Origin of the sequence: Streptomyces sp. NPDC090442, assembly GCF_044769405.1 — a bacterium.
Classification (GTDB): Bacteria; Actinomycetota; Actinomycetes; order Streptomycetales; family Streptomycetaceae; genus Streptomyces.
On record NZ_JBIVXW010000051.1, the window covers coordinates 59,181 to 69,571 of the forward strand.

The window sequence follows — 10,391 nt, forward strand, 5'->3', positions numbered from 1 at the left end:
CGGCACCGACAGTCAGCCCACGTCGGTGTGGGCGCCCGGCGCGAGGCGGTCGTGGCCGGCACCGCCGAGCTTTTCGAGCAGGCCGTCGTAGATCGGGCGGGCGTGGTCCTGGAGCAGGCTGTCGTGGATGTCGACGGACCGGCGCGGGGCGACCGCGCGGACGTAGTCGATGACCTCGGCGATCTTGTTCCAGGGGGCGTGGACCGGGAGCAGCAGGGTCTCGACGGTGCGGCCCTCGGGGACGGTGAGCGCGTCGCCGGGGTGGAAGACGGCGCCGCCGTCCAGGAGGAAGCCGACGTTGGTGATCCGCGGGATGTCCGGGTGGATCACCGCGTGCAGCTGCCCGTGCACCTCCACCTCGAAGCCGGCGGCGGTGAAGGCGTCGCCCTCGCCGACGGTGTGCACCCGGCCGGGGAAGGCCGCGGAGACCTGCCCGGCGACGCTCGCCAGGGTCCAGAGCTCGGCCGCCGGATTGGCCTCCATGGCCCGGCGCAGCCGCTCCTCGTCGAAGTGGTCCAGGTGCTCGTGCGTCACCAGGATCGCGTCCGCGCCAACGGCCGCGTCCTCCTCGCTGAACACCCCCGGGTCGATGACGAGCGTCTGCCCGTCCTTCTCGATCCGAACGCAGGCGTGGGTCTTCTTGGTGAGTTCCATGGGGCCATCTTGCCGCGCGCAGCGGCGGCGCGGGCGGGCTGTGGACAACGGCCGTGTCCGCTCAGCCCTCGGGGGTCGTCTCCTCCTCGATGACCTTCTTGGCCACCGCGAAGGCGGAGTTGGCGGCCGGGACACCGCAGTAGACCGCGGTGTGCAGCAGGATCTCCTTGATCTCCATGGGGGTGAGGCCGTTGCGCAGCGCGGCGCGGGTGTGCAGGGCGAGCTCCTCGCCGTGGCCGCGGGCGACCAGCGCGGTGAGCGTGATGATGCTCCGGGTGCGGCGGTCCAGGCCGGGCCGGGTCCAGGTCTCGCCCCAGGCGTAGCGGGTGACGAAGTCCTGGAAGTCGGCGTTGAAGTCGTCGGTGCCGGCCTCCACCCGGTCCACGTGGGCGTCGCCGAGCACCTCACGGCGGACCTTGATGCCCTGCTCGTACGTGGCACCGCGGACCTGGGCGGGCTGCGTCAGTCCGGACTCGATGGCGGCCGGGGCGTGCGTCGGCATCGGCGGCGCTATCTGCGGCTTGGGGGCGGCCGCGCCGATGGCGGGCGTCCCGGGGCCCGGCTTGTCGTGCCAGGCGGTGCTGAAGTGCCGGATGAGCAGTTCACTGACGGCCGCGGGCTGCTCGACGGGGGCCAGGTGCGAGGTGCCCGGGACCATCGCCAGGCTGGCGTCCGGTATCCCGGCGACCAGGGTGCGGGCGTCGGTGGTGGGCGTGACCGTGTCCTCGGAGCCGGCGACGACGAGGGTGGGCACGCCCACCCGGCCCAGGGAGGACCGCACGTCGTAGGCGGCCAGCGCCTCGCAGGCCGCGATGTAGCAACCGGGGTCGGTGGTCCGCACCATCTGGACGGCCCACTCGACGATGGCGCCCTGGGCGCCGGCGAAGCCCGACGTGAACCAGTGCTCGGGCGCGGTGCGGGCGATCGGGTCGAGCCCGTTGGTGCGGATCACCACTCCGCGCTGCCGCCAGGCGTCGGCGGTGCCGTAGCGCGGGGAGGAGGACACGAGCGCGAGGGAGGTGACGCGGTAGGGGCGGGTGAGGGCCAGTTGCGTGCCGATGGCGCCACCGATGTCGCAGCCGGCGTAGCCGAACCGCTCCACGCCCAGGCCGTCGAGGGTCGCGACCAACCGGTCGGCGAGCTCGGCGACGGAGTTGGCCGCGTGGGCGGGCGATCCGCCGTGGCCGGGCAGGTCGAAGCGGATGACGCGCCATTGGCGGGTCAGCTCGGGGATCTGACGGTCCCACATGTGCCATGTGGTACCCAGGGCGGCACCCAGAACCAGGACTGGGGCGTCTTCTGGCCCGTCAGAGCGGTGCTGAAGGGTGCGCGTTGGTGTCTCACTCACGCCCTGCACGGTCTCACATTCTCACCTGCAGTCCTACCGCCAGGGCCAGAAGGTCTGGGGCGATGCCGGCATGGAAGCCATGTGGTCCGCCTCCACGATCAAGGTCATCGGCAGCGATATTGACGACCCCGACTTCGCCGACAAGCTCTCCCGGCTGATCGGCGACCACGACGTGGAGACCACCTCGACCTCGATGTCGGAGTCCGGGAAGTCCACCTCGGTGTCTATGCGGCAGGAGCGGATCCTGCCGGCCGACGCGATCCGTGCGCTGCCCAAGGGCACCGCGCTCGCGTTCGCCACCGGGATGCGCGCGGCCATGCTCGACCTGCGCCCCTGGTACCTGGAGCCCGGCGCCGAGGAGCTGTCCGCTGCCTCCGACCGCGCCTCGAATGCGATCACCCACCACGCCCTGGCCAAGTACACCCCTCACCAGGACGACTACGGCACGGCCGCGTAGCACCCCCTCATCTCGCCCCTCTCCTTGGACACGACCATTTCTGTATACGAGCCCGACGATCTCGACTACATGACGCGCCCCGAAGCTCTCGACGCCGTCCTCACCGACCTCCGCGCCCACCAGGTCGCCCCCGGCCCCGACGGGTTCTTGACCGCCCTGCGCCACATCGACCTCTTGGGCCACCTCGCCCTACGGTTCACCGCCGACGCCCGCCACCTCCTCGCCAAGGAGATCCCGACCACCAACCCCACCCAAGACGCCCTGAGATCCAGCCAGGCGGCGGCGACGATCGGGCGTGCCCTGGCGCACTACACCCAGGCCCTCCCCGCCCTGGCCAAGGTCACCGACCCCGCCAGCCGCGCCACCATCGACGCGCAGCTGGCCGCTATCCCGCACCACTCCGCTCTGCGCCGCCATCTCGACGCCGCCCAACGGACCCTGGATGAGGCACGGATCGAGCTGACCGGTGCCGTTCCCTCGCTCCCCACCCGCAAGGCGTCGGTCGACGCGAAGCCTCCCGCGACGCCCCGCCCCCTCCACCGTCGCGGCCTGTAACGCCACACACTCCCGGTGCCCACGCACCGCGGCACGACGTTGCGACACAGGTCTCGTCGACCTCCACGACCAGCTCCGCAGGCACCTCGATGCCCCTTGGCCCACCCCGCACCGCTCAGCAGTCAACGCAGCAGATCGCCTGTCCCCGACGCCCAGGAATCGCCACGTCTTCCGACTATTTCCTCTCCCCCTCCCTCCTCCTCGCCTCACCACTGCACGTGGCCGGCGAGGGCAACACCACCAGCACCTTCCGAGCGATCCGAGACCGGGCCCCCGGCTGGAGCCTTAGATCGGATCCAGACACCGGTCAGGTCGCGCTGGCCTCCCCGGACGACGCCACGACGATCAGCTACCACATGCTGGCCTCCGGCCCGGTGCCCCGCTGGACCGCCGCCCACAGCGGCCCCCGCCCCTGGACCGCCACCTTCTCGTGCAACACCCCGCGCGAACTGCCCCACGCGCTATTGGAACCGCTGACACGGCTGCCCTCCCACCCCCTCACCGACACAGACCCGTTGAAGGACCTCGCCGAGGACCTCTACGACGCCGGGTGGAAGCGCACCGCCTACGGCACGCGAACCGTGTACCTCTCGGCCGACCGCCTGTGCCTCCTCGCGCACACCCCCCACGAGGAGACTGCCTGGCAGATCGCGACCCAGGCACCTCGCAGTGACGGCTCCGAGCGCTGGAACCTCTCGCTCAGCCACGACGCACCACCGCAGCTCGCCCGCAGCGTCATCCGCACGCTGGTGCGAAGCGAGCCCGTGATGCGCCGCCTGCCCGGTGTCGGTGAGGTCGGCGGGTTCGTCAGCTCGCGCGGGTGGCGGTGATCCCGCCGTCGACCGCGATCGTGGCGCCGTGCACGTACGCCGCCTGGTCCGAGGCCAGCCACGCGACCGCGGCCGCGATATCGTCCGGCGTGCCCGCGCGCCCGGCGGGCAGGTTTTCGGTCATGCGGCGGATGACGTCGGCTGAACCGTCGTTGATCGGCGTCCGGGTGGCGCCGGGCGCGACGGTGTTGACGCGGACGCCGCGCGGCCCGAACTCGGCCGCCCAGCTCCGGGCGAGCTGCGCCTCGGCGGCTTTCGACGCGGAGTAGAGGCCGACGAAGGCGTGCCCGACCTCCGCCATCCACGAGCCCACCACGACGATCGCGCCGCGGCCTCGCTCCGTCATCGCGGGTGCCAGCGCGGCGGTGAGGACGTGCGGGGCACGGATGTTGACCGCGAGCGTCCGCTCGAGGTCCGCGTCGGACAGGGCGAGCGTGTCCACGGCCGGGCACACCGCGGCGTTGTGCACCAGCAGGTCAACGATGCCACCCGCGGCGTCGGTGGCTTCCCGGGCGAACGCGCGCAGGGCGTCCGGAGCGGCGGTGAGGTCGGAGGCGATGAACAAGGCGTCGCCGCCGTTGTCGCGGATCTCCTTCACCACGCTCTCGCCGCGAGCGGTGTCGCGGCCGGTGACGACGACCCGCGCGCCCTCGGCAGCGAGGCGGTGCGCGGTGGCGGCGCCGATGCCGCTGGTCGATCCGGTGACGAGGGCCGTGCGGCCGGTGAGTGTCTGGTTCATGCCCGCCAGGCAACACCGGTTCCGGACGGGGTACCAGTGCGAGCGCTGCCTGGTCACGGCATGACCAGGCAGGCGATCGCGACGCTGTCTATGCTGGTGGGCATGGCAGCGGACCGTGCGGCCCTCGGAGCCTTCCTGCGTGCGCGGCGAGACAGCCTGACCCCGGCACAAGCAGGGATCGAGCCGTTCCCCGGGCCGCGACGCGTTCCCGGACTGCGCCGCGAGGAACTGGCCGTGCTCGCCGGGCTCAGCCCGGACCACTACAGCCGTATCGAGCAAGGCCGGCAGCCCACGATCAGCGAGGACGTCGTGGAGGCACTGTCACGGGCGCTCGGACTCGACGGCGTAGAGCGCGAGCACCTTCGCCACCTCGCCACCCCAATCCGGCACGCCCCACGTGACGACAGCACGGCACAGCGGGCGGACCCCGGCCTGCTGCGGCTGATGGACAACCTCGACGTGCCGGCTCTGCTGCTCGGCCGCCGCGGCCTGGTCCTGGCCCGCAACACACTGCTCACCGCCGTGCTCGGCGCGCCGATGGAGCCAGGTTCCTCCTTCCTGCGCTGGCTCTTCCTCGACCCACTCGCCCGCGAACGCATCGTGAACTGGGCCGACTTCGCCGCACCGGCAGTCGGCGCGATGCGCTACGAAGCCGGCCGGCACCCCGGTGACCGGCGCCTTGCCGCGCTGATCGCCGAGCTGCGCGCCGGCGACCCGGACGTGGCACGCTGGTGGGACGACCACGGCGTCACCGACCGTACGTCGGTGGGCAAGCAGATCGCACACCCGGTGGCCGGGCCGCTGGAGTTCGGGATCGAGTCGCTCGAGAAACCCCGCGACCCCGACCAGCGGCTCATCGTCTACACCGCCGAACCGGACTCCTCCACCGCCCGGAACCTGCCGCTGCTCGCGGCATGGGAAACGGTCACCTGACCGCCACCCACCTGCTCCACCGGGCCACGTGGATCGTCTTCAGAGTTCAAGGCCGGTGAAGAAATCGGCTCCGCGCTCAACACGCTGGACTTGACAGGGAACACGCCTGGTCGGACGAGACCACCCACGCCGTCCACGAATCCCTCGTCCTGCGCGCCGAGTTCGTCCACGAAGCCGGCCCCGACGACACTCAGTGGAGGATCGCCGCGTACGAGAGCCCGGTCGGCGAGCGCCTGTGGCACGCCACCGCGAGCGCCACGGTCCCCGTAGAGATCATGCGGGTACTCCTCGACAGCCTCGCCTCCGAGGACGCAGCAAAGATCGCGGCGGGCAGCCAAGTCTCGGAAGCGACCATCAGCGAGGCCACCCGCCCGCTGGCCGACGTCGGCTGGGAGCACACCGTCGACCGCCGCTGGATCCGCTGGCACGCCCCAGCGGATGACCCCTCCGGCGTCCAGTTCGACGCCTTCGCAGCCCAGTCCCCTCACAGCCCTCTGCCCGCCTGGACGTTCTGGGGCGGCGGCGCAGCCGACACCCCTGGGTGGACGCTCCACTTCTCTCCGCACGCCGCAGCCTCCGTGCTGCAGGACGTGGCTTTCGAGGTGGCCCGCGGACTCACGCAGAGGCAGCTTGAGTCCAGGCCCCGGAGGCTGAACGCCCTGTGTAGGTTCCGCGTTTCGGTGTCCAACGGCATCGCCGTGACCTGCGGGGCTTCCGCATTCCGCGCTCGTGTCTCCGAACGTGTTCCGCGGAACCGTGTCCAATCCTCGCCGGGCCTGTTTCGCATGGCGGGCGGGCCTCAACTCTTGACGGCCTCTGCGATCTGCAGGGCTGCCTGTGCGGGCGTGAGGTGTGTGGTGTCGATGACCTCGGCCTCACCGTGTAGCCAGGTGTGGGCCGCCTCGGCATAGGGCTCAAGGTATTTGAGACGGAACGCGGAGTTGGGGCCAAGAACCGTGTCGCCCGCGATGCGCTCACGGAGGGTGCCCTGGTCGGCGTGGAGGACGAAGTGCTGTACCGGAATGGCATGGTTGGCGAGGCCCGTGCTGATCTCGCGCCAGTACTCCTCAATCAGGACAGTCATAGGGACCACCAGAGTGCCGCCGGTGTAGTCGAGTACGCGGCGGGCGGTCTCGACCACGAGCGGCCGCCACGGCGGCCAGTGCTGGAAGTTGTCCGTCTCAGGCAACCCTGGCGTGATATCCATGAGTGTCTCGCCGACCTTCTCCGCGTCGAACACTCGTGAATCCGGGATCAATTGCTGCACAAGTGCACTGGTTGTCGTCTTGCCTGCGCCGTGGGTGCCGTTGAGCCATACGATCATGGAACCGACGCTACCGTCGTGCAGGCCTGCGAATCTTCGGTTTTGTGTCATTTCCCCGCTCGGTGACTTGAAGACGAGCGGCTCTCTTTCAGCGTGGACTTCAGTTTCTCCTCGGTCTCCTTCAGCGCCTCACGCAACTGATCACGCTCGGCCTCGGTCTCCCGCAGCCGCGACATGCCCGCCTTGAGCTGATCCCGCTCCGCGCGCAAGATTCTGAGCTCTGCCGTGGCGCGTAACGTTGCTGACGAAACAACGCTTCCTACGGACATGAGCACTTCGCCCCCTGTTGCCGCCCCTTCAACCGCCACGACCACGGTGACGCCAGGCCGCGACCGCTGTCTCAACGACGACTACGAGGCAACCCGAAAGAGTAAACGCGCTGACCAGCGCTTCCACGCAGCTTGTCCAATTGGGCATCCGCTAGACATGGCGGTCCGGAATTGGACACTGAAATGCGGAACCTACACCCTGAGCCGTCCCGACATCCGCGCGCAGCCAGCACTGGCGTTATCTAGGGCCCTGGGGCGTTCTTGCAGGTCAGAGCGTCAGGCGGCAGTTCGGCCAACCCGCTGTCACGACGAAATAGTCGAGGACCTGCTGCTCGTAGGCCCGCAGAAAGTTTCTCAGCCAGGTCCTCGGCTCCCGCGATCGACTGATCCACAGGTCCCAGCCCGGCCATACGTACACCCCGATCGACTCGATGCGCACGTCCGTGAGCCCGGCCGCCGTGAACGCGTCGGCGAGAGCCCGCACCGGCCGGGCGATGTCCAGGCCGTTCGCGTACGACTCCAGCAGCCGTGCGAGTTCGTCGGGCCGACCGGCCGCGTCATCCACGGTGAAGAAGCTGGTGACGACCGCCCGGCCACCCGGGCGCAGCACCCGCGCCGTCTCCGAGGCGAAGGCGACGAGGTCCGGGAAGTGCTGAGCGGCCTCCACACTGATGACCACGTCGAACTGGCCGTCCTCGAAGGGCATGCGTTCCGCGGCCCCTCGGACGAAGCTCAGCCGGGCCGGATCCGCGTGAAGCAGGACGGCCTGCGCACGGCGGGCCCGCTGGAGCTGCTCCGGGTGGATGTCCATGCCGGTCACCGCGGCGGGCCCGTACTCCCGCAACGCCACCGCGCACCCCATCCCCAGTCCGCATCCGACTTCCAGCATCTCCGTGTCCGGGGACAGCCCCGCAGCGTCCAGAACATGCCGGTAGAGATCCTCCTGGCTGCGGACCCGATCCGCCTCGCTGAGCGAACGGCTCAGGTCAATGGCCTGCCAGTAGCCGAAGTTGATGAACCCTCCGGCGAAGATCGGTTCCCCACTCATGTCAGCCGGGCCGTACGCCTCCTCCACCGTGGGTCGCATGGTCAGGCATGCCCACTGAGCTGCCTCGTCTGTCACTGTCCCGCACCTCCTCAAAGACAGCCGTCATGTCGCGCAGGGTTCTTCGCGAACCTGTGCCGATCACGAGAACCACCTGCCAGTGACACCTGCCCGTACGGCGGGTGTGCGATGCCAAGCCCATGCCTTCTTCGCCGCGCTGCGAAACACAGGGACGGGCAGCATCACTCACCGGGTGCCCGCCTCAGTCTGGGCGGGGATGGCGGCACGGCCAGCCTCGCGCAGTTCCTGAAGGTCGGGGATGTGGTTGTAGAGGGTGCCGGGGCTGACCCCGAGGAGCTTGGCGATCGAGGTGATCGACTGCTCGGGGTTGGGCAGCAGGGTGCCGGCGGCCTGAATGATCTCGGGGGTGGCGGCGACGGGACGCGCGGGTGGGCGAGGAGTTCGGCGGGTGCATTGATGCGCAACTCGGCGGAACCGTACGCCTGCCCTCCGTGCGTGCGCTGACCTTGCGCCCTTACGCCCAGCACCGTCATCCCCTAGCGTGCCGGTGATCTGTACGGCGGTATCCACCAGGGGAGACACATGAACCGCTCACCACACGCCGTCCTGGGCGCCATCGCCTCTGCCTCCCTGGCGCTGACGGCACTGGCAGGGGCCGGCAACGCCTCCGCGCAGACCGGCAGTTACCCGGGGAAGGCCGATGGCACGTCCGCCACGCACGCGACCACGGCACAGCGCGGCGGCGGCACGGACGTCGCATCCGAAGAGGCCGCCGCCAGGCGAATCCAAATGCAACTCGATGGCTACGTGGTGAAAGCGGTGAAGAACTACCGCAATCTTCACATCGGCAAGCGTGGCGGCACGGTGACCATCGCCCGCGGGCTGGCAAAGAGCGAGGTGTTCGCCAAGTGGGTCAAGAACTCACTGGAGGAAGGCGCCCGCGCGGGGGCGAAGCTCACCATTGAGGAGAGCAAACCCAACGGCCAAACCATCCGGCGCATCCAACTCTTTGGTGCCTGGGTCACCAAATGGAAGCCCGGGAGTTCCGGTGAGACGGTAAACGTCTCCTTCAAACGGGCCCAGGTCGACTGAGCCCCTTTCACCCAGTGACCGGCCCAAAGCGTGTGGCCAGCCTGGACGACAGTTCACTCAGGCAGCATGACGCATCGACTCAGCTCGCCGCGTCGCCAGGGCCAGAAGATCGAAGAAGCCGCCGGTGCGGGGAGTCCTTCCGGCCCACCCAGAAGGATAATCTCCTTCGTCACTCCGTCCCGTCGCGACGGCGTCAGGCACTGAGCACCACCCCGTACGGCTTCGACGCGGCGAAGCTGCGAGCCGCCCGCACCGCCGCTGGCGCCTCGGTCACCCGGATCGCCCGCGCCCGGAGGCGCTGCCGCGACTGGCGACCGCCGTCGGCACCACCCGGCCGGCCTCTGCACGATCGAGCACGAGCGCCTGGTCCACCTCCGGGTGTTCACCGGGCCTGGCCGCTGACCACGTGGGCCGCCTCACACCGGTGTCTCGCCGCCGTTCCACTGGGGGGACAGCGTCGGCGTGATGCCCCCTACAACCCGGGCTTCTTGCGCCAGTACCGTGGCTTGCTCACGCGGTGGGGATACCGGACCTTCGGGGGCTTGCCCAGTGGCGGAAAACCAACTGACGCTCGGAAGAAAGATCGCCAAGGCACGCAGGCGCAAGGGATGGCCGCAGCGGGACGTGGCCGCGATGCTCGACAATGGCCAACGTGCCTAACACCCCCCAGATACTTGTAAGGCAAGTAGAAGATCACCCTACTTGCCTTACATGACGGAAGTCAGTCACCCTAGATAACCACGCGCGAGTTCGGCGAGGTCACGGTGACGTCTGGCCAAGCCGGTGGCAGCGGTCATCGCATCTGCGCCACGATGCTGAGATGCACGACGAACAGGAGCCGCTGGAGGACTGGGCACGGCGACGCGAGGAACGTCAGAACGCCTCGAAGGGCAAGCGTCGCGCAGTGCCACTGACCGAAGGTCCGCACCGCGGGCAACACGTCGGCCCCAACGCACCACGCGTGATCCAGGAATGGAACGGAACCGAGTGGGAGACGGTCAGCCTCGTCAGCAATCTCGCCGAGGCCAAGAGCCTTTTTCACGTGTAGATCATGAGGGTGAGGATGGCTGCGGCGACTGACGTGAGCTTGTTCGGGCTGATGCGGGCGTGGCGGAAGATCCGCC

Annotated in this window: 12 protein-coding genes and 1 pseudogene; 7 read left to right on the top strand and 6 right to left on the bottom strand. The window is 69.5% G+C overall.

Annotated features, from left to right (window positions below):
* Positions 1 to 12: 12 nt before the first annotated feature.
* Both ACIQU6_RS30140 and pcaC read right to left on the bottom strand, forming a co-directional pair.
* Entirely contained in the window at positions 13 to 654 is a 642-nt protein-coding gene (locus ACIQU6_RS30140) for an MBL fold metallo-hydrolase (protein WP_403484860.1), read from the bottom strand.
* Positions 655 to 715: 61 nt separating this feature from the next.
* The gene (pcaC, locus tag ACIQU6_RS30145) at positions 716 to 2,002 is read right to left on the bottom strand and encodes a 4-carboxymuconolactone decarboxylase (protein ID WP_403484861.1); all 1,287 of its coding nucleotides are present in this window, start codon (positions 2,000 to 2,002) and stop codon (positions 716 to 718) included.
* A 25-nt stretch (positions 2,003 to 2,027) separates the two neighbouring features.
* Between pcaC and ACIQU6_RS30150 the strand changes: the two are divergent.
* The 3 genes and pseudogenes from ACIQU6_RS30150 to ACIQU6_RS30160 all read left to right on the top strand — a co-directional run.
* Positions 2,028 to 2,459: pseudogene (locus ACIQU6_RS30150) on the top strand (TraM recognition domain-containing protein); the annotation flags it as partial.
* Positions 2,460 to 2,528: 69 nt separating this feature from the next.
* Positions 2,529 to 3,014: a hypothetical protein gene (locus tag ACIQU6_RS30155; protein WP_403484862.1), complete on the top strand. Its 486-nt coding sequence runs from the start codon at positions 2,529 to 2,531 to the stop codon at positions 3,012 to 3,014.
* A gap of 89 nt (positions 3,015 to 3,103) precedes the next feature.
* Positions 3,104 to 3,844 (top strand): DUF317 domain-containing protein, encoded by a 741-nt coding sequence (locus ACIQU6_RS30160; protein WP_403484863.1) that lies wholly within the window; start codon positions 3,104 to 3,106, stop codon positions 3,842 to 3,844.
* On the opposite strand, the gene ACIQU6_RS30165 is transcribed toward ACIQU6_RS30160, so the two are convergent.
* Complete coding sequence (locus tag ACIQU6_RS30165; protein ID WP_403484864.1) at positions 3,822 to 4,583, bottom strand: SDR family NAD(P)-dependent oxidoreductase; 762 nt, start codon at positions 4,581 to 4,583, stop codon at positions 3,822 to 3,824. The genes ACIQU6_RS30160 and ACIQU6_RS30165 overlap by 23 nt on opposite strands.
* Positions 4,584 to 4,685: 102 nt before the next feature.
* Here ACIQU6_RS30165 and ACIQU6_RS30170 point away from each other — a divergent pair, with 102 nt between their 5' ends.
* Positions 4,686 to 5,516, top strand: coding sequence for a helix-turn-helix transcriptional regulator (locus ACIQU6_RS30170; RefSeq protein WP_403484865.1), 831 nt, complete (start codon positions 4,686 to 4,688; stop codon positions 5,514 to 5,516).
* A gap of 149 nt (positions 5,517 to 5,665) precedes the next feature.
* Positions 5,666 to 6,427 (top strand): DUF317 domain-containing protein, encoded by a 762-nt coding sequence (locus ACIQU6_RS30175; protein WP_403484871.1) that lies wholly within the window; start codon positions 5,666 to 5,668, stop codon positions 6,425 to 6,427.
* On the opposite strand, the gene ACIQU6_RS30180 is transcribed toward ACIQU6_RS30175, so the two are convergent.
* The 3 genes from ACIQU6_RS30180 to ACIQU6_RS30190 form a co-directional block, all read right to left on the bottom strand.
* Complete coding sequence (locus ACIQU6_RS30180; protein WP_403484866.1) at positions 6,316 to 6,840, bottom strand: ATP-binding protein; 525 nt, start codon at positions 6,838 to 6,840, stop codon at positions 6,316 to 6,318. The genes ACIQU6_RS30175 and ACIQU6_RS30180 overlap by 112 nt on opposite strands.
* Positions 6,841 to 6,887: 47 nt before the next feature.
* On the bottom strand, positions 6,888 to 7,109 hold the full coding sequence (locus tag ACIQU6_RS30185; RefSeq protein WP_403484867.1) for a hypothetical protein: 222 nt from the start codon (positions 7,107 to 7,109) through the stop codon (positions 6,888 to 6,890).
* A 268-nt stretch (positions 7,110 to 7,377) separates the two neighbouring features.
* Positions 7,378 to 8,232: a class I SAM-dependent methyltransferase gene (locus tag ACIQU6_RS30190; protein WP_403484868.1), complete on the bottom strand. Its 855-nt coding sequence runs from the start codon at positions 8,230 to 8,232 to the stop codon at positions 7,378 to 7,380.
* Between the two features lie 525 nt (positions 8,233 to 8,757).
* On the opposite strand from ACIQU6_RS30190, the gene ACIQU6_RS30195 reads away from it, so the two are divergent.
* Positions 8,758 to 9,267, top strand: a complete 510-nt coding sequence (locus ACIQU6_RS30195) for a phage tail protein (RefSeq protein WP_403484869.1) — start codon at positions 8,758 to 8,760, stop codon at positions 9,265 to 9,267.
* An 820-nt stretch (positions 9,268 to 10,087) separates the two neighbouring features.
* On the top strand, positions 10,088 to 10,315 hold the full coding sequence (locus tag ACIQU6_RS30200) for a DUF6087 family protein (protein WP_403484870.1): 228 nt from the start codon (positions 10,088 to 10,090) through the stop codon (positions 10,313 to 10,315).
* The last annotated feature ends 76 nt before the right edge of the window (positions 10,316 to 10,391 follow it).